Annotated in this window: 21 protein-coding genes; 14 read left to right on the top strand and 7 right to left on the bottom strand. The window is 69.7% G+C overall.

The annotated features are described in order from the left end of the window. Window positions 1-34: 34 nt before the first annotated feature. Both fabG and fabD read right to left on the bottom strand, forming a co-directional pair. Window positions 35-772, bottom strand: coding sequence for a 3-oxoacyl-[acyl-carrier-protein] reductase (gene fabG / locus KXR53_RS12070; RefSeq protein ID WP_437375394.1), 738 nt, complete (start codon window positions 770-772; stop codon window positions 35-37). Between the two features lie 18 nt (window positions 773-790). Continuing rightward, the gene (gene fabD, locus KXR53_RS12065) at window positions 791-1,741 is read right to left on the bottom strand and encodes an ACP S-malonyltransferase (RefSeq protein ID WP_437375392.1); all 951 of its coding nucleotides are present in this window, start codon (window positions 1,739-1,741) and stop codon (window positions 791-793) included. A gap of 233 nt (window positions 1,742-1,974) precedes the next feature. On the opposite strand from fabD, the gene rpsF reads away from it, so the two are divergent. The 13 genes from rpsF (at window position 1,975) to KXR53_RS12000 (ending at window position 16,351) form a co-directional block, all read left to right on the top strand. Next, window positions 1,975-2,406, top strand: a complete 432-nt coding sequence (gene rpsF / locus KXR53_RS12060; protein WP_437375391.1) for a 30S ribosomal protein S6 — start codon at window positions 1,975-1,977, stop codon at window positions 2,404-2,406. A 5-nt stretch (window positions 2,407-2,411) separates the two neighbouring features. Continuing rightward, window positions 2,412-2,642, top strand: coding sequence for a 30S ribosomal protein S18 (rpsR, locus tag KXR53_RS12055; protein ID WP_306770208.1), 231 nt, complete (start codon window positions 2,412-2,414; stop codon window positions 2,640-2,642). 12 nt (window positions 2,643-2,654) lie between these two features. Beyond that, complete coding sequence (gene rplI / locus KXR53_RS12050) at window positions 2,655-3,239, top strand: 50S ribosomal protein L9 (protein ID WP_437375390.1); 585 nt, start codon at window positions 2,655-2,657, stop codon at window positions 3,237-3,239. Window positions 3,240-3,419: 180 nt separating this feature from the next. Continuing rightward, the gene (gene mprF, locus KXR53_RS12045; protein WP_437375389.1) at window positions 3,420-6,053 is read left to right on the top strand and encodes a bifunctional lysylphosphatidylglycerol flippase/synthetase MprF; all 2,634 of its coding nucleotides are present in this window, start codon (window positions 3,420-3,422) and stop codon (window positions 6,051-6,053) included. Beyond that, window positions 6,050-7,489, top strand: coding sequence for a virulence factor family protein (locus KXR53_RS12040; RefSeq protein ID WP_437375388.1), 1,440 nt, complete (start codon window positions 6,050-6,052; stop codon window positions 7,487-7,489). The genes mprF and KXR53_RS12040 overlap by 4 nt, the downstream gene beginning before the upstream one ends. A 116-nt stretch (window positions 7,490-7,605) precedes the next feature. Beyond that, a complete protein-coding gene (locus tag KXR53_RS12035; RefSeq protein ID WP_437375387.1) occupies window positions 7,606-9,096 on the top strand; it encodes a replicative DNA helicase in 1,491 nt (496 codons plus the stop codon). Then, window positions 9,086-10,204, top strand: a complete 1,119-nt coding sequence (alr, locus tag KXR53_RS12030) for an alanine racemase (RefSeq protein ID WP_437375386.1) — start codon at window positions 9,086-9,088, stop codon at window positions 10,202-10,204. Before KXR53_RS12035 ends, alr begins: the two co-directional genes overlap by 11 nt. Further along, on the top strand, window positions 10,201-10,971 hold the full coding sequence (locus tag KXR53_RS12025; RefSeq protein WP_437375384.1) for an MlaE family ABC transporter permease: 771 nt from the start codon (window positions 10,201-10,203) through the stop codon (window positions 10,969-10,971). Before alr ends, KXR53_RS12025 begins: the two co-directional genes overlap by 4 nt. A 5-nt stretch (window positions 10,972-10,976) precedes the next feature. Further along, window positions 10,977-11,753: an ABC transporter ATP-binding protein gene (locus KXR53_RS12020; protein WP_437375383.1), complete on the top strand. Its 777-nt coding sequence runs from the start codon at window positions 10,977-10,979 to the stop codon at window positions 11,751-11,753. A 182-nt stretch (window positions 11,754-11,935) separates the two neighbouring features. After that, on the top strand, window positions 11,936-13,372 hold the full coding sequence (gene radA, locus KXR53_RS12015) for a DNA repair protein RadA (RefSeq protein ID WP_437375381.1): 1,437 nt from the start codon (window positions 11,936-11,938) through the stop codon (window positions 13,370-13,372). Further along, window positions 13,314-14,093 carry a CvpA family protein gene (locus KXR53_RS12010; protein WP_437375379.1) on the top strand — a complete coding sequence of 260 codons (780 nt, stop codon included), beginning with the start codon at window positions 13,314-13,316 and terminating at the stop codon, window positions 14,091-14,093. The genes radA and KXR53_RS12010 overlap by 59 nt, the downstream gene beginning before the upstream one ends. 68 nt (window positions 14,094-14,161) lie before the next feature. Continuing rightward, the gene (gene purF, locus KXR53_RS12005; RefSeq protein ID WP_437375378.1) at window positions 14,162-15,628 is read left to right on the top strand and encodes an amidophosphoribosyltransferase; all 1,467 of its coding nucleotides are present in this window, start codon (window positions 14,162-14,164) and stop codon (window positions 15,626-15,628) included. 3 nt (window positions 15,629-15,631) lie between these two features. Next, window positions 15,632-16,351: an SDR family NAD(P)-dependent oxidoreductase gene (locus KXR53_RS12000; RefSeq protein WP_437375377.1), complete on the top strand. Its 720-nt coding sequence runs from the start codon at window positions 15,632-15,634 to the stop codon at window positions 16,349-16,351. 113 nt (window positions 16,352-16,464) lie between these two features. Here the strand turns inward: KXR53_RS12000 and KXR53_RS11995 are convergent, their stop codons facing one another. The 5 genes from KXR53_RS11995 to KXR53_RS11975 all read right to left on the bottom strand — a co-directional run bounded on the left by KXR53_RS11995 (window position 16,465) and on the right by KXR53_RS11975 (window position 21,965). Further along, window positions 16,465-17,646: an alpha/beta hydrolase-fold protein gene (locus KXR53_RS11995; protein ID WP_437375376.1), complete on the bottom strand. Its 1,182-nt coding sequence runs from the start codon at window positions 17,644-17,646 to the stop codon at window positions 16,465-16,467. A gap of 83 nt (window positions 17,647-17,729) precedes the next feature. Beyond that, on the bottom strand, window positions 17,730-18,812 hold the full coding sequence (locus tag KXR53_RS11990; protein WP_437375375.1) for an alpha/beta hydrolase-fold protein: 1,083 nt from the start codon (window positions 18,810-18,812) through the stop codon (window positions 17,730-17,732). Between the two features lie 5 nt (window positions 18,813-18,817). Then, a complete protein-coding gene (gene mmsB / locus KXR53_RS11985) occupies window positions 18,818-19,708 on the bottom strand; it encodes a 3-hydroxyisobutyrate dehydrogenase (protein WP_437375374.1) in 891 nt (296 codons plus the stop codon). Between the two features lie 42 nt (window positions 19,709-19,750). Then, entirely contained in the window at window positions 19,751-20,818 is a 1,068-nt protein-coding gene (locus KXR53_RS11980) for an enoyl-CoA hydratase/isomerase family protein (RefSeq protein WP_437375373.1), read from the bottom strand. Between the two features lie 7 nt (window positions 20,819-20,825). Further along, complete coding sequence (locus KXR53_RS11975) at window positions 20,826-21,965, bottom strand: acyl-CoA dehydrogenase family protein (protein ID WP_437375372.1); 1,140 nt, start codon at window positions 21,963-21,965, stop codon at window positions 20,826-20,828. Between the two features lie 120 nt (window positions 21,966-22,085). On the opposite strand from KXR53_RS11975, the gene KXR53_RS11970 reads away from it, so the two are divergent. Next, entirely contained in the window at window positions 22,086-22,490 is a 405-nt protein-coding gene (locus KXR53_RS11970) for a heme-binding protein (RefSeq protein ID WP_437375371.1), read from the top strand. Window positions 22,491-22,501 lie beyond the last annotated feature (11 nt).

The raw sequence follows: 22,501 nt of genomic DNA, 5'->3' as shown, positions 1-22,501 counted from the left end.
GGCCAAGCATCTGGCCATGTCCAGCCCGGCAACGTCAGACCATCGCCATCCCGCCATTCACATGAATGGTCTGGCCGGTGACATAGGCGGCCTCGTTGCTGGCGAGATATAGGACCGCGGCCGCGATCTCGGCCGGCTCGCCCATCCGCGCCATCGGGATAGTGGCGGAGATCCGCGCCTTCTGCTCCTCGTTCAGCGCATCGGTCATGGCGCTGGTGACGAAGCCCGGCGCGACGCAGTTGACGGTGATGCCGCGGCTCGCGACTTCCTGCGCCAACGCCTTGGTCATGCCGGTCAGGCCGGCCTTGGAGGCGGCGTAGTTCGCTTGGCCCGGATTGCCGGTGTGGCCGACGATCGAGGTGATCGACACGATCCGGCCCCAGCGCTTCTTCATCATGCCGCGCAGCGCCGCGCGCGCCAGGCGGAAGCCGGACACCAGGTTCACGTTCAGGACGGTCTCGAAATCCTCGTCCTTCATCCGCATGGCGAGACCATCGCGGGTCAGGCCGGCATTGTTCACCAGGATGTCGATGCCGCCGGCCGCCGCCTCGGCCGCCTTAGCCACCGATTCGGCGCCCTCGGCGCTCGACAGGTCGCCCGGGACGACATGGGTCCGCTCGCCCAGATCACGGGCCAACGCCTCCAGCTTCTCGACCTTGGTTCCGGACAGCGCCACGGTGGCGCCCTGGGCATGCAGCAGGGTCGCGATGGCGCGCCCGATATCGCCGGAGGCGCCGGTGACGAGCGCCGACTTGCCGCTCAGATCGAACATGCTCTCTTCCCTCGTGCTTCAGGCGCCGGTCGATGCGATCCAGGCATCGATCTCTTCCGGCGTCTGCAGCGACACCGCGGCGAGGTCGCGATCGATGCGCTTGGCGAGGCCGGCCAGCACCTTGCCGGCCCCGAGCTCGACCAGTTCCTGCACGCCCTCGGATTTCATGTAAAGCACGCTCTCGCGCCAGCGCACGGTTCCGGTCACCTGCTCGACCAGCAGGCGGCGGATCTCATCGGGGGCTGTGACCGGCGCCGCGGTGACGTTGGCGACCACCGGCACGGCCGGTGCCTTGACCTCGACCTCGGCCAGCGCGGCACGCATCGCCTCGGCCGCCGGCGCCATCAGCGGGCAATGGAACGGGGCGCTGACCGGCAGCAGGATGCTGCGCTTGGCGCCGAGCTCCGCCGCCAGCGCGATCGCCCGCTCCACCGCTTCCTTATGGCCGCTGACCACGACCTGGCCGGGGGCGTTGTCGTTGGCCGCGGTGCAGATCGAATCCGCGGTCGAGGCGCGGGCAGCGACGTCGCGCGCCTGATCGAGGTCCAGCCCCAGCAGCGCCGCCATGGCGCCGACGCCGACCGGCACCGCCTTCTGCATCGACCGGCCGCGCAGGCGCAGCAGCCGGGCCGCGTCGGCGACGCTGATCGCGCCCGCCGCGGCCAGGGCGGAATATTCGCCGAGGCTGTGGCCGGCGACGAAGCCGGCGAAATCGGTCAGCGGGCGGCCGGACCGCTCCGCCAGCGTCCGCGCCGCGGCGATCGAGGCGGCCATCAGCGCCGGCTGGGCGTTCTCGGTCAGGGTCAGGGTCTCGATATCGCCGGCGAACATCAGCTCGGACAGCTTCTGGCCCAGAGCCGCATCGACCTCGGCGAAGACCTCGCGGGCAGCGGCCGAACCGTCGGCCAGCGCCTTGCCCATGCCAACGGCCTGGCTGCCCTGTCCCGGAAACACGAAAGCGCGCGCCATGGCAAAACCCCCGCATCGCGATAAGGGCGCCCGTCATAGAGCCTCGCGACCGCAAGTCAAGCCTGATCGATGATCCAGGATCCGATCGCGCTTGATCTTCGGCCGCTCCTGTGTATAGTGCGCGCCTTCGTCGATGCTCCTTGCCGGTCGCGTGGCATAGCGGCCGGCTGTGGCATGGGCGGCTGACGGGTCACCGGACAGCGCCATGCCGGGAACAGCCATAAGGAGTCACCATGCCACTTTACGAGAGCGTGTACATCGCGCGGCAGGACGTGTCCGCCGCGCAGGTGGAGGCCCTGACCGAGGGCTTCTCCAACATCATCGCCGAGAACGGCGGCAAGGTCACCAAGACCGAGTATTGGGGCCTGAAGAGCTTCGCCTACCGGATCAAGAAGAACCGCAAGGGCCACTACGTCCTGATGAACATCGACGCCCCCGCGGCCGCCGTGGCCGAGATGGAGCGGCTGATGGGCATCAACGAGGACGTGCTGCGCACGCTGACGCTGCGCGTCGACGCCCTCGAGGAGGGTCCGTCGGTGATGATGCAGAGCCGTGCCGGCCGCGACCGCGATGGCCGCGACCGCGATGGTCGGGGCGACCGCGGTGACCGCCGCGACCGTGGCTTCGGCCGCGAGCAGGCTGAAGGTGAAGGAGCCCAGGCATGAGCGCGATGGGTGCACGGCGTCCGTTCTTCCGCCGCCGGAAGACCTGCCCGTTCTCCGGCGCCAACGCGCCGAAGATCGACTACAAGGACACCAAGCTGCTGGGCCGCTTCATCTCCGAGCGCGGCAAGATCGTCCCGAGCCGCATCACCGCGGTTTCGGCCAAGAAGCAGCGTGAGCTGGCCCGCGCCATCAAGCGCGCGCGCTTCCTCGGCCTCCTGCCCTACATCGTGAAGTAAGGGGAGGATCCGATGGAAATCATCCTGCTGGAGCGGGTCGAGAAGCTCGGCCAGATCGGCGACGTGGTGAAGGTGAAGCCCGGCTTCGCCCGCAACTACCTCCTGCCGCAGAAGAAGGCGCTGCGCGCGACCAAGGCCAACCTGGCCGTGTTCGAGAAGCAGCGGGCGCAGATCGAGGCCAACAACCTCAAGGCCAAGGGCGAGGCCGAGAAGGTCGCGGCGCGCATGGACGACGTCTACATCGTCGTCATCCGCCAGGCCGGCGACACCGGCCAGCTCTACGGCTCGGTGACGGCCCGCGACATCGCCGAAGCCCTGACCGCCGACGGCTACACCGTCTCGCGCGGCCAGGTCGCGATCGAGCATCCGATCAAGACCCTGGGCCTGGAGAAGGTCCGGATCCGGCTGCACCCCGAGGTCAGCGTCATCGTCACCGTGAACGTCGCCCGCTCGGCCGAAGAGGCCGAGATGCAGCGCGAGCGCGGCGGCATGATCGTGTCCTCGGTTCTCGAGGAGGAAGAAGCGGCGGCCGAGGCGGCTGCTGCGGCCGCGATCGCCGAAGCCGAGACCGAGAGCACCGAGGGCGAGCCGGCGTAACCCGGCTCCTTCCGGTCTGTATCGAAGAGGCGCGGACCTTCGGGTCCGCGCCTTTTTGCTGGGCGTTCCCCGTCCTTACCGGCGGCGGAACCTGAACTGTTCGTTGCAAAGTCTTAACGTGATCCGGGGCCCGGGCGGGATTAGCGTCCGGTCCGTCCGGTCCCATCGAGTTTCCTGTCCATGTCCACGGCACAGCCGCAGGCGGTTTCCGTTCCGACTGCCGACGCGGCCGGCGTCTCCGACGGCGCGGCCCTTCGGCCCATACGCCAGCGCCTCAAGCCGGCCCTGCTGACGATCGTCACCCTGCTGCTGTTCGCCGGCGCCGCCTATGCGATCCGGCAGGAGCTGGCGGCGATGAGCTGGCACGAGCTGATCGTGCGGATCCGCGCCCTGCCCTGGACCTCGGTCGGCCTGGCGCTGCTGGGCACCATCGGCAGCTTCATCGCGCTGATGGGCTATGACTGGTCGGCGCTGCGCTATGTCGGCGCCCGCGTGCCGCTGCGGACCATGGCGCTGGCCAGCTTCTGCGGCTACGCCGTCGGCAACACCATCGGCGGCCTCGTCACCGCCAGCTCGGTGCGCTACCGCGTCTACACCGCGACCGGCCTCGAATTCGGCGATATCGCCAGGGTCGCCGGCTTCTGCGCCCTCGCCTTCGGCTTCGGCATCGCCACCGTCGGCGCCGGGGCGGTGCTGCTGCAGCCGCAGCTGCTGACCCGGGCGCTCGGCATCCACAGCGGCTGGACCACCGCCGGGGCCGCCGTGATCCTGGCCGGCGCCGGGCTGTTCCTGCTGGCCTGCGCCCGCCGCCGGCCCGGCCAGCCGTTCCTGGGCCGGGTTCCGCTGCCCAGCTTCGGCATCGCCGCGGGCCAGCTCCTGATCTCGACGGTCGAGCTGCTGTTCGCCGGCTTCGCCTTCTGGGTCCTGCTGCCGCACGGCAGCGTTCCGTTCGGCGCCTTCTTCGTCGTCTTCGTCGTCGCCACCGTGGCCGGCATCCTCAGCCATGTGCCGGGCGGCGTCGGCGTGTTCGAATCCGTGATGCTGCTCGGCCTCGGCCCGGTGCTGCCGCCGCAGGCCATCGCCGCGGCGCTGGTCGTGTACCGCGCGGTCTATTTCCTGATCCCGGTGATCCTGGCGGTCGGCATCCTCGCCGGCGCCGAGACGATGCGCGGCCTGCGCCGGCTGCAGGTCCACGCCCCGACCCGGTTGACGCTCGACGTCGCCGGCCGGCTGATGCCGTCGGTGATGGCGGCGCTGATCTTCGTCGTCGGCACGCTGCTGCTGGTCTCGGCGGCCACGCCGACGCTGAAGAGCCGCATCGAGATCCTGGAGAACCTGCCGGTCGCGGTGGTCGAGCTGTCGCACATCCTGGCGGCCGTCACCGGCCTCGCGCTGCTGGTCGTCGCCTGGGGCCTGTTCCGGCGGCTGATCGCGGCCTACTGGCTGACCCTGCTGCTGCTCGCCGTCAGCGCCGTGCTGGCGCTGGGCAAGGGCTTCGCCTGGCGCGAGGCGTTGCTGCTGCTGCTGTGCCTCGTCATCATGCTGCCCTGCCGGGAGGAGTTCTGGCGCCGCTCCGCCCTGTTCGATCAGCCGATGACTCCGGGCTGGCTGATCGCACTCGGCAGCGTGGTCGGCGGCATGGCCTGGCTGACCTTCTTCTCCTTCCGCCACGTCGCCTATGCCAACGACCTGTGGTGGACCTTCGCCGTCCATGACGAGGCCTCGCGTGCGCTCAGGGCCATGGTCGCGGTCAGCCTCCTGGCCACGCTCTACGGTCTCTGGCACCTGGTCCGGGCCCATCACGGCCGGATGGCGGCGCCGACGGCGGCCGAGATTCGCCAGGCCGAGCAGATCCTGCGGCAGCAGCCGCGCGCCGAGGCCAATCTGGTGCGCATGGGCGACAAGGCGCTCCTGTTCTCGGACAGCGGCCGCGCCTTCCTGATGTATGCCATCCAGGGCCGGACCTGGGCCGCGCTGGGCGACCCGGTCGGCGCGCGCGAGGACTGGCCGGAGCTGATCTGGCGCTTCCGCGAGATGACCGAGGCGACCAGCGGCCGCCCGGCCTATTACGGCGTCCGGGCGGAGACCCTGCCGCTCTATCTCGACACCGGCATGACGCTGTCGAAGCTGGGCGAGGAGGCGCGGGTGCCGTTACGGAGCTTCACGCTGGAGGGCAGCGGCCGCAAGAAGGCGCTGCGCTATGCCCTGTCCCGCGGCGAGAAGGACGGGCTGACCTTCGAGATGGTGCCGGCCGGCGCCGGCACGGCGCTGATCAGCGAACTCGCCGCCGTCTCCGACGACTGGCTGCACAAACAGGCGGCGAAGGAGAAGCGGTTCTCGCTCGGCGCCTTCATCCCTGACTACGTCAACGGCTCACCGGTGGCCCTGGTGCGCGAGAACGGCCGGCTGGTGGCCTTCGCCACGCTGATGGTGACGGAGGAGAAGAGCGAGGCCGCCATCGACCTGATGCGGCACACCGAAGCGAATTCCAAGCTGGTGATGGAGTTCCTGATCACCAAGCTGATCCTGCACTTCCAGGAACAAGGCTACGAGACGCTCAGCCTCGGCATGGCACCGCTGTCGGGCCTGGAGAGCCACCCGCTGGCGCCGCTCTGGCACCGCATCGGCGGCTTCGTCTACCGCAGCGGCGCCCGCTTCTACAATTTCGAGGGGCTGCGCGCCTTCAAGCAGAAATTCGACCCGGTGTGGGAGCCGCGCTACCTGGCGACGCCGAGCGGCCTGGCCCCGGCCCTGGCCATCTCGGACATCGCGGCGCTGATCGGCGGCGGAATCAAGGGGCTGGTGGCGCGATGAAACGGACCTCCTGGCTGGTCGCTGGCGGGCTGGCGGTGACCGCCGGGATCGCCCTGGCCGCGGCGGCCTGGCTGATCCCCGACCAGCGTGCCTCGGCCGCGCCGCCGCGCAGCTATGACGGCGGCACGCTCGGCTCGGTCCGCCTGTGGCAGCCGGACGGCCAGCCGAGTTCCATGGTCTTCCTGCTGTCGGACGACACCGGCTGGTCCCCGGAGTTCGACGCGGCCGCGCAGCGGCTGCAGGGCAGCGGCGCCTTCGTCGTCGGCGTCGACCTGAAGCGCTATCTCGACGGGCTGGAGCATGGCGACGACCAGGACTGCCACTCCCCGGCCGGCGATTTCGAAGAGCTGAGCCAGCGGCTGGAGCGCGAGTTCAAATTCGCCTCCTATCACGCCCCGATCGTGGTCGGCCGTGGCCAGGGCGCGACCATTGCCTATGGCGCGGTGGCCCAGGCGGCGGCGAAGACCACGATCGAGGGCGGCGCCAGCATCGGCCCGATGCCGCCGCTGAAGACCCGGCTACCGCTCTGCACCGGCCCGGGAGACGCCCCGGCCGCGACGCCGGCCCCGGGCGGAGGCTTTACCTATGGGCCGCAGCCGCACATCCCGGGCTGGTGGCGTGTCGGCCTCTCCCAGTCGGACCCGGCCACGAGCGCCTTCGCGGCGGCGTCCGGCGGCGAGGTGGTGACCCTGCCGAAGGACGCGCCGCTGGCCGACCAGGCTGCGGCCATGCTGCAGCGGGATACGCCGGCAGATGCCGACGCCTCCGCCGTCGGCAGCCTGCCGCTGGAGGAGCTGCCGGCGGCGTCCCCCTCGCCCACGCTCGCGATCATCTATTCCGGCGACGGCGGCTGGCAGGATCTCGACAAGACCATCGGCGAAGCCCTTCAGCAGAAAGGGATTTCCGTCGTCGGCGTCGACAGCCTGCGCTATTTCTGGAGCGAGCGTACGCCGGAGCAGACGGCCAAGGACCTGGCCCATATCATCGACCATTATGGCAAGGCCTGGGGCGCCCAGCGTGTGGTCCTGATCGGCTATTCCTTCGGCGCCAATATCCTGCCCTTTGCCTACAACCGGCTGCCGGCCGCCGAGAAGGCGAAGGTCGACCAGATCAGCCTGCTGGGCCTGGCCGAACGGACCGATTTCGAGATCCGGGTCACCGGCTGGCTCGGCGTCTCCGCCGCCGACGACGCGCCGCCCGTGGCGCCGGAGCTGAAGTCGATCGACCCGGCCCGCCTGCAGTGCTTCTACGGGGAGGAGGAGGACGACACCGTCTGCCCGACCCCCGCCCTGGCCGGCGCCGAGGTGATCAAGACCACCGGCGGACACCATTTCGACGGCGATTACGACAGCCTCGCGCGTATCATCATGGATGGCGCCGCGAAACGGCAGCAGGCCGGCCCCACGGCGGCCACAGCCAAGCCGACAAATCCTTGATCTGACAGGCTGATTCCAACTATCCACAGATCTGTACACATTCGATCCCGCTATCCACAGGAGAGCGGGACCGTCGTTCCTGGCGGTGCCCCGCCCGGCTGCGGTAGGTTGAGCCGATGGAGAAGTCGCGTCCCGAATCCCCCCTCACCCTCGTTCACAGCGCCGACACGATGGCGAGCCCGACCTACCGCCGGATGCCGGCGAACGAGGAAGCCGAACAGGCGCTGCTCGGCGCCATCCTGGCCAACAACGCCGCGCTGGAGAAGGCGTCGGACTTCCTGCGGCCGGAGCATTTCTACGTTCCGGCGCATGGCCGGATCTACGCTGCCGCGCTGCGACTCGCGGAGCAGAACCGGATCGCCGATCCGATCAGCCTGAAGCAGTATTTCGAGACCGACAACGAGCTGGAGGGCGTCGGCGGCGCCCAATACCTGACCGACCTGGCGGCCAGCGTGGTCTCGGTGATGAACGCCGAGGACTACGCCCAGACCATCTACGACCTGTCGCTCCGGCGCCAGTTGATCCTCGCCGGCGAGGAGATCGTCAACGAAGCCTACAAGCTGGACAACGAACTGGACGGCCCGGCCCAGATCCAGCAGGGCGAGGAGAAGCTGTACCGGCTGTCCAGCTCGGGCGTGCTGCGCAAGGATTTCGAGGCCTTCGGCGACATCCTGGCGCGTGCGGTCGATGCCGCCGGCAAGGCGCTGGAGCGCGACACGCCGCTGACCGGCGTGACCACCGGCCTGGCCGAGATCGACAAGATGATGGGCGGCCTGCAGCCCTCGGACCTGATCGTCCTTGCCGGCCGGCCGGGCATGGGCAAGACGGCGCTGGCGACCAACATGGCCTTCAACGCCGCCACCGCCTATCTGCGCAAGCACGGCAAGGAAGGCGCCGTGGTCGGCTTCTTCTCCATGGAAATGTCGTCCGAGCAGCTTGCCGTCCGTATCCTGTCCGAGGTGGCCGAGATCGCCTCGGAGCGGATCCGCAAGGGCGACATGAAACGGTCCGATTTCCCGCGCGTGGTCGAGGCGGCGAATCTGATCCGGCAGACGCCCTTCTTCATCGACGACACTGCCGGTGTTTCGATCAGCACCTTAAGAACGCGCGCCTTACGCCTGAAAAGACAACATAATCTCGGCCTTCTGGTCGTCGACTACATCCAGCTGATGAACGCCAGCGGCGGGGGCAAGAAGACCGACAACCGGGTGCAGGAGATCTCGGAGATCACCCGCGGCCTGAAGATCCTGGCCAAGGACCTGAACATCCCGGTCGTCGCCCTGTCCCAGCTCTCCCGTCAGGTCGAGAACCGCGAGGACAAGCGGCCGCAGCTGGCCGACCTGCGCGAATCCGGCTCGATCGAGCAGGACGCCGACGTGGTCATGTTCGTCTACCGCGAGGCCTACTACCTGTCGAAGGCCGAGCCGCCCGAGGGCACGCCGGAGCACCAGGACTGGATGGCGGCGATGGACCGGGTGCACAACATCGCCGAGGTGATCATCGCTAAGCAGCGCCACGGCCCGACCGGCACCCGGCGGCTGCATTTCGAGGGCCAGTACACCAAGTTCTCCAACCTCCAGGCCGATCCCAGCTTCGATGACCAGTGAAGCGGCGGCGCTCGGCCGGGCCGGCGCCCTGCTGACTATTGACCTCGACGCCATCGTCGGGAACTGGCGGAGACTCTCGGCACGCAGCGCGCCATCGGAATGCGGCGCCGTGCTCAAGGCCGATGCCTATGGCCTGGGCGCCGCGCCGGTCGGCCGCGCCCTGTTCGCCGCCGGCGCCCGGAGCTTCTTCGTCGCGCATCTGGAGGAAGGGATCGCGCTGCGGGCGGTGCTCGGCGAAGCGCGCATCGTTGTCCTCAACGGCCTGCTGCCGGGCCTGGCCGCCGACTACACAGCCCACAGCCTGATCCCGGCGCTGAACCACCCGGCGGAGATCGCCGCCTGGGCCGGCCATGCCCGGGCGCTTGGCACCGCCCTGCCTTGCTTCGTCCATCTCGACAGCGGCATGAACCGCCTCGGTCTCGCGCCTGAGGACCAGGATCGGCTGGCCGCCGACCCGAGCGCCCTGGACGGCATCGCGCCGCTGACCTGGATGACGCACCTCGCCTGTGCCGAGGAGCCGGGGAACCCGATGAACCGGGCGCAGCTCGACCGGTTCCGCCGGGCCGTGGCGAAGCTGCCGAAGGCGCCGGTCAGCATCGCCAACTCCTCCGGCATCTTCCTCGGATCCCGATTCCACGGCGATCTGACCCGTCCCGGCGCCGCCCTCTACGGCATCAACCCGACGCCTGGCCGGCCGAATCCGATGGCCGATGTGGTGCGGGTCGAGGCTCGAATCCTGCAGACCCGCCGCGTTGACACCCCCATGACCGTTGGATACGGTGCCGCGCACCGCGTGGAGGGTCCGGCCCGGCTCGCGACGATCGCCGTGGGCTACGCCGACGGCGTTCCAAGGGCCGCCAGTGGCCGCGGCGCCGTGCGCATCGCAGGCTTCACCGCGCCGATCACCGGCCGAATCTCGATGGATCTGATCACGGTGGACGTGACCCACATTCCCGAAACGCTGGCCGCACCTGGCGCCCTGGTCGAGGTCATCGGCCCGGAGCTGCCGCCCGACCGGCTGGCCGAGAGCGCCGGCACCATCGGCTACGAGATCCTGACCAGCCTCGGGCGGCGCTACGCCCGGCGCTATCTCGGCGGCGCCGAATGAACTTCCTCGCCACGATCGGCCGCACCTTCCTCGCCTTCCTCGCCGCCGTCGGCCGCCTCGCCCTCTTCACCCTGAACGCTTTGGCGCAGTGCCTGCGGCCGCCCTTCTACCCGCGGCTGTTCCTGCGCCAGGTGATCGACATCGGCTACTACTCCCTGCCTGTGGTCGGGCTGACGGCGCTGTTCACCGGCATGGTGCTGGCGCTGCAGACCCAGGCGGGCTTCAGCCGCTTCGGCGCCGGCGGCTTCGGCGCCAATGTCGTGCTCCTGTCGGTTGTACGCGAATTGGGGCCTGTCCTGGCCGGGCTGATGGTCGCCGGCCGCATCGGCGCCTCGATGGCGGCCGAGATCGGCACCATGCGGGTGACCGAGCAGATCGACGCGCTCAGCACCCTCTCGACCAACCCGTACAAATACCTGGTCGCGCCGCGGCTGATCGCCGGGCTCCTGATGCTGCCCTGCCTGGTCGTCGTGGCCGACATCATCGGGGTGTTCGGCGGCTTCCTGATCAGCGTCTACCGTCTGGGCGAAAATCCCTCGGCCTATATCACGGCGACCTGGCAGGCCCTCGAGGTCGAGGACGTCGTGCTCAGCCTGCTCAAGGCCGCGGCCTTCGGCTTCGTCGTGGCGCTGATGGGCTGCTACCACGGCTACAATTCGCGCGGCGGGGCCCAGGGCGTCGGCGCGGCCACCACCAATGCGGTGGTCTCCGCCTCGATCCTGATCCTGCTGTTCGACTTCATGATCACCGGCCTGTACGTGGGGTGACGGCCATGACGACCACCCCCAAGATCCGACTGGAGGGCGTGCACAAGGCCTTCGGCCCGAAGCAGGTGCTGCGCGGCATCGACCTGGAGATCGTGGCCGGCGAATCCCTGGTCGTGATCGGCGGCTCCGGCACCGGCAAGTCGGTGCTGCTGAAGTCGATCCTCGGCCTGATCCGGCCGGACCGCGGCCGGATCCTGATCGACGGCGCCGAGACCCACGACCTGTCCGGCGGCGACCGGGTGGATCTGATGAAGCGCTTCGGCATGCTGTTCCAGGGCGCCGCCCTGTTCGACAGCCTGACGGTGTGGGAAAATGTGGCCTTCGGCCTGATCCAGGGCCGCGGCGAATCCCGCAGGCGAGCGAAGGAGATCGCGGTCGACAAGCTGGCCCAGGTCGGGCTGGGCCCCGACGTCGCCGCGCTCTATCCGGCCGAGCTGTCGGGCGGCATGCAGAAGCGCGTCGGCCTGGCCCGCGCCATCGCCGCCGAGCCGGAGATCATCTTCTTCGACGAGCCGACCACCGGCCTCGACCCGATCATGGCCGACGTGATCAACGACCTGATCGTGAAATGCCGCCGCGACCTGGGCGCCACCACCCTCTCGATCACCCACGACATGGCCAGCGCCCGCAAGATCGCCGACCGCATCGCCATGATCTATGAGGGCCGGATCATCTGGGCGGGGCCGGCGGCGCAGGTGAACGACTCCGGCAATCCCTATGTCGACCAGTTCGTGCACGGCCGCGCCGAGGGGCCGATCCAGATGCAGGTCCGGATTTCCTGACGTGAAGGCCGGCTGCGGTGTGACAGCCCACTCTCACACCGTCATTGCGAGCCCCGCAGGGGCGTGGCAATCCAGAAATCGAGCCGCTGGATCGCCACGTCGCTTCGCTCCTCGCGATGACGGTTTGGTAGTGAAGGCAGCTCACTCCTTGCGACGCCGGAACATTTGGTAGAAGTCCCCCCGTGGCGAAGAACGCGACCCGCTATGTCTGCCAGAACTGCGGCGCCAGCTACGCCCGCTGGGCCGGACGCTGCGATTCCTGCGGCGAGTGGAACACGCTGGTCGAGGAGATCGTCGAGGCCGCGCCGAAGGCGTTCGGCGGGGCCAAGGCCGGCGGCGGGCGCGCCATCGCCTTCACCGACCTGGCGTCCGCCACGATCGACGAGCCGCGCTGGCTGAGCGGCAATGACGAGTTCGACCGGGTCTGCGGCGGCGGCATCGTTCCCGGCTCGGCCATCCTGATCGGCGGCGACCCCGGCATCGGCAAGTCGACCCTGCTGCTGCAGGTGCTGTGCCGCCTGGCCGGCACCATAGACTGCGCCTATGTCTCGGGCGAGGAGGCGGTCGATCAGATCCGCATGCGGGCCCAGCGCCTCGGCCTGTCCCAGGCGCCGGTCCGCCTTGCCGCCTCCTCCAACGTCCGCGACATCATCGCCGCGATGGACCGGCCGGACGGACCGAAGGTCGTGGTGATCGATTCGATCCAGACCATGTTCCTCGACGCGCTGGAGAGCGCGCCGGGCACCGTCGCCCAGGTCCGCGCCTCGGCGGCCGAGCTGATCCGCCACGCCAAGCGCCGCGGCGCCGCGCTCCTGATCGTCGGCCACGTCACTAAGGACGGCGCCATCGCCGGGCCGCGGGTGCTGGAGCACATGGTCGACACCGTGCTCTATTTCGAAGGCGAGCGCGGCCACCAGTTCCGCATCCTGCGGGCGGTAAAGAACCGTTTCGGCGCGACCGACGAGATCGGCGTGTTCGAGATGACCGATGGCGGCCTGGCCGAGGTGCGCAACCCGTCCGAGCTGTTCCTGGCCGACCGCAGCGGCGACGTCTCCGGGGCCGCGGTCTTCGCCGGGCTCGAAGGCACCCGGCCGGTGCTGGTCGAGATCCAGGCTCTGGTCGCGCCGTCGCCGCTCGGCACTCCGCGCCGCGCCGTGGTCGGCTGGGACAGCGCCCGCCTGGCCATGGTCCTGGCGGTACTGGAGGCGCGCTGCGGCGTCGCCATCGGCATGAACGACGTCTATCTCAACGTCGCCGGCGGCCTGCGGATCGCCGAGCCGGCGGCGGATCTGGCGGTGGCGGCCGCCCTCCTCTCCTCCCTCACCGGCGTGCCGGTGCCGCGCGACACGGTGGTGTTCGGCGAGATCGGCCTGTCCGGCGAGGTCCGCGCCGTGGGGCAGAGCGATGCGAGGCTGAAGGAAGCGGCGAAGCTTGGATTCGCCGCGGCGATCGTGCCACAAGGGCACCCGAAGAGGGGCCGCGCCGCCAGCCGCGACGCGCTGCCGATCGAGCGGCGCAGCATCGCCCGGCTGGAGGAGCTGTTGGCCCTGTTCAACGTCGATGCGCGCGCCGTTTCGGCCGGGCGCCGCAGGAGCCTCGAGGAGACCGATCCTGGATAGCCTTCCCATCGCCGCCGGCGACATCGCGATCCTGATCATCCTCGCCATCTCCGCCTTCCTGGCGCTGGCGCGCGGCTTCGTGGCCGAGGTGCTGTCGATCGCCGGCTGGGCCGGCGCCGCCCTGGTCACGCTGTGGACCTTCAACGACGCCAGGCCCTATCTGCGCCAGTACATCGAGATGCAGCTGCTGGCCGACATCCTGACCGGCGCCGGCATCTTCGTCGTGGCGCTGGTGGTCTTCTCCACCATCAGCCACATGCTGGCCCGGGTGGTGAAGGGCTCGGCGCTCAACGCCGTCGACCGGTCGCTCGGCTTCCTGTTCGGAATCCTGCGCGGCGCCGTTCTGGTCTGCCTCGCCTACCTGCTGCTGACCTGGATCTTTCCGGAAACCCGGCGGCCGCCCTGGCTGGAGAACGCCCGGATGCTGCCCTGGGTGCAGGCCGGTGCCGAGCATCTGAAGAGCCTGGTGCCGCAGGAGGCGCTGGCGGGTGCGATCGACAAGGCCAAGCAGGAGGCTCCGGCGCTCGCGCCGAAGGTGGTCACCGACCCGATCGGCAGCCTGCTCAACGGCCAGGGCCAGCCAACGGCGCCGGCTCCGGCCCAGCCCCAACAGACGCAGCCGCCGGCCCCTGACCCGGCCGCGCCCGGCGTCACCCCGACATCCCCGACGCAGACGCATCCGGCCCCCCCGCCGAACGCGGGTGCAACCGGTGGCGGTTGACACTATATAGGCGCCAAGACTTCCAACGGCGCCGATGGCGCCCAGGGCCCAGGACCCTCCGCAGCGGCATGCTGACGACCGATCCTTTCGACCTCTACGGCGACACGCTCCGTGAGGAGTGCGGCATCTTTGGCATCATGGGGCATCCCGAGGCCGCCGCGATGACCGCGCTGGGGCTGCACGCGCTGCAGCACCGGGGCCAGGAGGCCTGCGGCATCGTCTCCTATGACGGCGAGCAGTTCCACGCCCACCGCGCCAACGGCCTGGTCGGCGACGCCTTCTCGTCGCAGGCGGTGGTCGGCCAGCTCAAGGGCAACGCCGCGATCGGCCACGACCGCTACGCCACCACCGGCGGCGCGGGCCTGCGCAATGTCCAGCCGCTGTTCGCCGATTTCGAGTTCGGCGGCTTCGCCATCTCCCACAACGGCAACCTGACCAATGCCGGGCGCCTGCGGCACCAGCTGGTCAGCCGCGGCTGCCTGTTTCAGTCGACCTCGGACACCGAGGTGTTCCTGCACCTGATGGCAACCGCCCGCGGCGGCAACGTGATCGACCGGCTGGTCGAGGCGATGCGCCAGGTCGAGGGCGCCTATTCCCTGATCGCCCTGTCGCCGGAGCACGTCATCGGCATCCGCGACCCGATGGGCTTCCGCCCGCTGGTGCTGGGCAAGCTGGAGACCGCATCCGGCACCAGCCATGTGCTGGCGTCGGAAACCTGCGCCCTCGACATCATCGGCGCCGAATTCATCCGCGATGTCGAACCCGGCGAAATGGTGGTGCTGACCGCCGAGGGGGTGAGCAGCATCAAGCCGTTCCAGCCGGCCGAGCGCCGCTTCTGCATCTTCGAGTACATCTACTTCGCCCGGCCCGACAGCGTGGTCGAAGGCTCCTCGGTCTACGAGGCGCGGCGCCGGATCGGGGCCGAGCTGGCGGTCGAATCGCCGGTCGAGGCCGACGTCATCATCCCGGTGCCGGATTCGGGCGTGCCCGCCGCCATCGGCTTCGCGTCGCAGAGCGGCATCCCCTTCGAGCTCGGCATCATCCGCAACCACTATGTCGGCCGCACCTTCATCGAGCCGACCGACCAGATCCGCCATCTCGGCGTGCGCCTGAAGCACAACGCCAATCGGGCGATGATCGAGGGCCGCCGGGTGGTGCTGGTCGATGATTCGATCGTCCGCGGCACCACCAGCCAGAAGATCGTGAAGATGGTGCGCGACGCCGGCGCCCGCGAAGTCCATATGCGGATCTCCAGCCCGCCGACGACCAACCCCTGCTTCTACGGCATCGACACGCCGGAGAAGACCAAGCTGCTGGCGCACAACTACTCGGTCGAGCAGATGGCCGAGCTGATCGGCGTCGACAGCCTGGCCTTCATCTCGATCGACGGCCTGTACCGCGCCATGGGCGCGCCGAAGCGGGCCGGCAACGCCCGCCAGTTCTGCGACGCCTGCTTCACCGGCGACTATCCGACGCCGCTGACCGACCATGCGGCCGCCCCGCGCCGCAGCTCCGCCCTGTCCGAGCGCGTCTGATCCATGAGCGACAACGGGAGGCCCCTGGAGGGGCGCATCGCGCTCGTGACCGGGGCCTCGCGGGGCTTCGGCGCCGCGGTCGCGGTCCGGCTCGCCGCCGCCGGCGCCCATGTCGTCTGCGCCGCCCGCACGGTCGGCGGGCTGGAGCAGACCGACGACGCGATCAAGGCCGCGGGCGGCAGCGCCACGCTGGTGCCGATGGACCTCTCGAAGTTCGAGCAGATCGACCTGCTCGGCGCCTCGCTGGCCCAGCGCTTCGGCCGGCTCGACCTTCTGGTCGCCAGCGCCGCCATGCTCGGCCATCTCGGTCCGGTCGCCTACAGTGACGAGAAGGTCTGGGCCCGGGTGCTCGACCTGAACCTCAACGCCAATTACCGGCTGATCCGCTCGGTCGACCCGCTGCTGCGTGCCGCGGAGGCACCGCGGGCGGTCTTCGTCACCGACCGTATCGCCCGCAGCGGCACCGCCTATTGGAGCGCCTATGCCGTGGCCAAGGCGGGGCTGGACACAATGGCCGGGCTCTATGCGGCGGAGACGGCGAAGACGCCGCTGCGCGTGGCGCTGTTCCATCCGGGGCCGATGGCGACCCGGCTGCGCGAGCAGGGCTTCCCGGGCGAGCCCGCCGGCAGCCAACCGGCGCCCGACGCCGCGGCCGACCGGCTGGTCGGCCACATCTTGGCCGAGGACGGCCTCGTCGCCGGCAAGGCCGCGGACTGGGACTGACCCCTCGTCATGGCGAGCCCCGAAGGGGCGTGGCCATCCAGGGATCGTGCCGCTGGATCGCCACGTCGCTTCGCTCCTCGCGATGACGATCGGGTTATCCCCGCTTCCGCCGTTTATTCCCTGAAGATCTTCTGCAGGAAATCGGCCAGGGACGGGCGCCACACCGCCATCTCGTGCCAGAGGCCCGGATATTCCTTGTAGTCGTAGCGGATGCCGGCGGCGTCCAGATCCTTGCGCAGCCCGGCGATGTCCTTGCCGGTGATGGTGTCGTCGCTGCCGACCGTCACGGTGAAGTTGCGCAGGCCGGCGTTCACCTTGGCCGGATCGGCCAGCGCGCGGGCGATGCCGTCGTTCGGCACCGTGGTTTGCGAGACGCCGCTGAAGGTCGCCAGCCAGGCGAAGGTGCCGGGATGGCCAAGGCCCGAGACCAGCGCCTGGTAACCGCCCTGCGACAGGCCGGCCAGCGCCCGCCCCGCCGCGTCGGTGCGCACCCGGTAATGCGCCTCCATGTAGGGGATGATGTCCTCGATCAACTCGCGGTCGGCCGCCATGGCATTGGGCGTGTAGAAGGTCTGGCGCCGGGTGACGGCCGCGAAGTCCTCCGGCACCGCCTCGGCCACGTCGGTCTCGGTGTCCGGGATCACCACGATCATCGGCACGATCTTCTTCTCGGCCAGCAGATTGTCGAGGATCTGCGGCGCCCGGCCCTGAGTCACCCAGGACCAGACCGTGTCGCCGAAGCCGTGATAGAGGTACAGCACCGGCAGCGGCGCCAACGCCTCGCTGTAGCCGGGCGGCGTCCACACCAGCATCTGCCGTTCGGACTCCAGCGTCTTGCTTGTCAGGGTCACGACCCGCAGGTCGCCATGCGACACCGGCCGGGTGTCGAGGATGCTGCCCGGCACCAGCACCAGGCTGGTGTTGACCTGGCGCTGCGGCTTCGGCGCGTTGCTGCCGGTGTCGGTCGCGCGGAAGCCATCGACGTTGAAGTAGTACTCGTAGAGGTCGGGGGCGACCGGGCCGATGGTGACCGTCCAGACGCCGCGGTCGTCCTTCGTCATCGGCGTCGCCTTGGCCTTGGCCGGATCGGTCGAGCCGAAGACCAGCCCGACCGACTTCGCCGCCGGCGCGAACAGCCGGAAGGTGATGCGGCGGTCCGCCTCGACCCGGGTGATGAAGTCGCGCAGCGGCTGGTCGGTCGGCGGCAGGGCGGGAATGCCGGAATCGGCGGCCATCGACGGCGCTCCGCTCAGCGACAGGACAAGAACGGCGATCGACGCGGAAATCTTGCGCACGGGGCCCTCCCGAGTCGTTGGGCTGCGATTATGCCCGACGAACCGAAGGGAACCGGCTCACTTTCTCGCTGGCGATGATCCGATCACGCCTTGAAGATCTTCTGCAGGAAACCGGCCAGCGACGGACGCCACACCGCCATCTCGTGGCCGAGCCCCGGATATTCCGTGTAGTCGTAGCGGATGCCGGCCGCGTCGAGGTCCCTGCGGAGGCCCGCGATGTCGCCACCCGTGACGCCGTCGTCGCTGCCGACCGTCACGGTGAAGTTGCGGAGCCTGGCATTCACCTCGGCCGGGTCGGCCAGCGCCCGGGCGATGCCCTCGTTCGTCACGGTGGCCTGCGAGACGCCGCTGAAGGTCGCCAGCCAGGCGAAGGTGCCGAGGCGGCCGAGGCCCGAGACCAGCGCCTGGTAGCCACCCTGGGACAGGCCCGCGATCGCCCGCCCCGACGCGTCGGTCCGGACGCGGTAGCGCGCCTCCATATAGGGGATGATGTCACCGATCAGCTCGCGATCGACGGCCGCAGCATTGGTCGGATAGAAGCTGCGGCGGGGGATGGGCTCCGGGAAGTCCTCCGGCATCATGCCGGGACTATCCGCCTCCGTGCCCGGGATCACCACGATCATCGGCACGATCGTCCCCTCGGCCAGCAGGTTGTCGAGGATCTGCGGCGCCCGGCCCTGGGTCACCCAGGACCAGACCGTGTCGCCGAAGCCGTGATAGAGATACAGCAACGGCAGCGGCGCCGACGCCTCGCTGTAGCCGGGCGGCGTCCAGACCAGCGTCTGGCGCTCCGTTTCCAGCGCTGCGCTATGCATGGTGACGATCCGGAGATCGCCATGCGGCACCGGCCGGGTGTCGAGGATGCTGCCCGGCACCAGGATCAGGCTGGCATTGACCTGCCGCTGCGGCTTCGGCGTGCCGCTGCCCGTATCGATCGACCGAAACCCGTCGACACTGAAGCCGTATTCGTAGAGGCCGGGCTCGACCGGGCCGATCGTCGCTTTCCAGACGCCATGCTCAGCCTTCGCCAAGGGTATGGCCGCAAGCGAGCCGAACATGACGGAGACGGATCCCGCTGCCGGGGCGATCAGCCGGAAGGTGATCCGGCGGTCGTCCCAGACCCGCGTGAGGACATCGCGCCGCGGCCGCTCGCCGGCGGACGGCATCGGCGTCACTCGCCAGAGATCATCTTGAAGATCCCAGAAAAATCAGTGTCTTTCTCACCTTCGTTCACAAACAAGGTGTAGAGCGCAGTCGCTGCCGCGCCGAGCGGAGTGGCAGCGCTGGTGGCTTGGGCCGCGGCCTGCGACAGGCGCAGATCCTTCAGCATCATCGCCGCGGTGAAACCGGGTTTGTAGTCGCGATTGGCCGGCGAAGTCGGCACCGGCCCCGGTACCGGGCAATAGGTGGTCAGCGACCAGCACTGGCCGGAGCTCTTCGATGCCACGTCGAACAGCTTCTGCCGCTCCAGCCCCAGCCTGTCGGCCAGGGCGAAGGCCTCCGACACCGCGATCATCGAGATGCCGAGCACCATGTTGTTGCAGATCTTCGCCGCCTGGCCGGTGCCCGAACCGCCGGTGTGGATCACGGCCTTGCCCATCGCCTGCAGCACCGGCTCGGCCCGGGCGAACGCGTCATCGGGGCCGCCGACCATGAAGGTCAGGGTGCCGGCCGCGGCGCCGCCGGTGCCGCCCGACACCGGTGCGTCGACCATGGCGAAGCCGCGCGACGCCGCCTCCTTCCCGAGCAGGCGCGCGGTCTCGACGTCGATAGTCGAGCAGTCGATCAGCAGCGCGCCCGCGGGCGCGCTGGCGCACACCCCGTCGGCGCCGAGATAGGCGTCGCGCGCGTGGGCGCCGGTCGGCAGCATGCTGACCACCACCTGCGCCTCGTCCACCGCCGCGGCGATCGAGGGCTTGGCGGCGATGCCTTCCTTCGCCACCGCCTCGCGCACCGAGTCCACGGGGTCGAAGCCGGACACACGGTGCCCGGCCTTCACCAAGTTCAGCGCCATCGGCCGACCCATATGGCCGAGCCCGAGAAAGGCAATCCGCAGCGACATAGGGTTCCTCCCAAACCGGGCGTGGACCGCCCGTCCTGTCGTTCAGTCGAAGCTCAGCTCGCGGCCGGGCAGCGGCTGGAAATAGGCGGCGACCGCGGCGTCGTCCACCTCGGCCAGCGTCGCCGGCCGCCATTTCGGGTCGCGGGTCTTGTCGACCAGCTGCGCCCGCACGCCTTCGAAGAAGTCCGGCTTCGTCAGGAAGCGGTGGACCATGCGGAACTCCATCGCCGCCACCGCGTCGTAGATCATGGTCTTGCCCTGGCGGATCTGGCGCAGCGTCACCTTCAGGCTGGTCGGCGACCCGGCGCGGATCTGCGCCGCCGCGGTCTTCGCCCAGTCGCCCTCCTCGGCGTCCAGCGCCGCGAGGATCTCCTCCACCGTGTCGTGGCGGAAGCAGCGGTCGATCGCCGGGCGCAGAGGCGCCAGCGTCGGCACGCCGGGATCGGCGGCGAAGCGCTGCAGCACCGCCTCCGCCACCAGCCCGCCATTGCCGATCCAGCCGGCCTCGGCCAGCGCGGCGACCAGGTCGTCGACCCGGGCCGAGGCGACGTGATGCGTGCCCATGCGGGAGAAGAGCATGTCGGCGGCGCCGATGCGCGCGCCGGTCAGGGCCAGATAGGTGCCGATCTCGCCCGGGCAGCGTGACAGGAACCAGCCGCCGCCGATATCCGGGAACAGGCCGATGCCGCATTCCGGCATGGCGCTCAGCGTCTTCTCGGTCGTCACCCGGTGCGAGCCGTGCACCGACAGGCCCAGCCCGCCGCCCATGGTGACGCCGTCGAGCAGCGCGATCCAAGGCTTGGGGAAGTGATGGATGGCGTGGTTCAGCCGGTACTCGACCCAGAAGAAATCGTCGTCCGGGTCGCCGTCCGGCAAGCCGTTCTGCGGCCCCCGCTCATATACCGCGCGGATGTCGCCGCCGGCGCAGAAGGCGCGGTCGCCGGCGCCGCGCAGCACCACGGCATGCAGCTCCGGATCTTCGGCCCACTCCGCAATCTTCGGCAGGAGCGCCCGACACATCGTCAGGGTCAGCGCGTTCAGGGCCTTCGGCCGGTTCAGCGTCGCGATGACGATCGGCCCCTCGCGGTCGAACAGGATCTCGTCGGTCATCCGTCTCTCATTCGGCCAGGAGGCGACGGGCCACGATCAGCCGCATGATCTCGTTGGTGCCTTCCAGGATCTGGTTGACGCGGACGTCGCGCAGGAAACGCTCCACCGGATACTCCTTGATGTAGCCGTAGCCGCCATGCAGCTGCAGCGCATCATTGCAGATCCGGAAGCCGGCATCGGTGGCGAAGCGCTTGGCCATGGCGCAATGCTGGGTCGCGTCCGGGTCGCCCCGGTCGAGCGAATCCGCGGCGCGGTGGATCATCAGCCGGGCGGCGTCGAGATCGATCGCCATATCGGCCAGCTTGAACTGCAGCGCCTGGAACTCGGCGATCTTCCGGCCGAACTGGCTGCGCTGCAGCATATGGCTGCGCGCCGCCTCCAGGCAGGCGCGGGCGCCGCCGACCGAGCAGGCGCCGATATTGACCCGACCGCCGTCCAGCCCCTTCATCGCGAATTTGAAGCCCTCGCCCTCCTCGCCCAGCCGGTTGGCGACCGGGACGCGGCAATCCTCGAAGATCACCATCGTGGTCACCTGGCTGTTCCAGCCCAGCTTCTTCTCCTTCTTGCCGAAGGACAGGCCGGGCGTGCCCTTCTCGACCACGACCGCCGAGATCCCCTTCGGCCCCGCCTCCCCGGTCCGCACCATCACGACATAGACATCGGAGGTCGAGCCGCCGGAGATAAAGGCCTTGGAGCCGTTCAGGACATAGTGGTCGCCGTCGCGCACCGCGCGGGTGCGCAGCGACGCAGCGTCGGAGCCGGAGCCGGGCTCGGTCAGGCAGTAGCTGGCGAAACGCTCCATCGTCATCAGCGACGGCAGGAAGCGCGCCTTCAGCTCCTCCGACCCGAAGCTGTCGATCATCCAGCCGACCATGTTGTGGATCGATATATAGGCGGCGGTGGAGACGCAGGCGGTCGCCAGCTCCTCGAACACGATCGCGGCGTCGCGTCGGGTCAGGCCGCTGCCGCCATGCGCCTCGCCGCAATAGATGCCAGCAAAGCCCAGCGCCGCGGCCTGGCGCAGCGTCTCGACCGGGAAGATCTGCTCCTCGTCCCAGCGGGCGGCATGGGGCGCCATCTGCTCCGCGGCGAAGGCGCGCGCGGCATCGCGGATGGCTTCCTGTTCGGCGGTCAGCGTGAAGCTCATGGAATGAGCGTGGCCGCAACCGGCCGCGGGATCAAGTGGGCGGGTGTACGATTCTTTCGCACTGCGGCAGGCGGCCCCGACGCTGCTATGCTGGCAGGGCCGACACCGCCGGAGACCGCCATGCCCGACACCGCCCCTGCCCTCGCCGAAGCCCAGGCTGTGCTGGCAACCGCCCTGGCCGAGGCCGGGCGGCGCGAGCAGCAGATCGCGGCGGTGGTGGTGGATCGCGGCGGCCACATCGTCGCCGCAGCGCGGATGGATGGTGTCGGCTATCTCACGCTTGAGATCGCCCGGCGCCGGGCGGCCGCGGCGCTCTATCTCGGCGAGCCGACCCGCGATCCCGCGCTGCGGCTCGGCCGCGACCCGGCCGAGGCGGCGCAGCTGGCCGGGCTGGCCGAGATCCTGGTGCAGCCCGGCGGCTTCCCCTGGCGCGATGCCGGCGCCGTGATCGGCGCTCTCGGCATCGCCGGCGCCGGGGCGGAGGACGACCACGCCATCGGCGATATTGCGATCGACATGCTCTAGACGTTTTGCCG

The sequence above is a fragment of the Inquilinus limosus genome (assembly GCF_051487185.1).
Taxonomy (GTDB): Bacteria; Pseudomonadota; Alphaproteobacteria; order DSM-16000; family Inquilinaceae; genus Inquilinus; species Inquilinus limosus_F.
The sequence above is the reverse complement of the archived record's forward strand: the minus strand, read 5'-3'. Positions and strand labels throughout refer to the sequence as shown.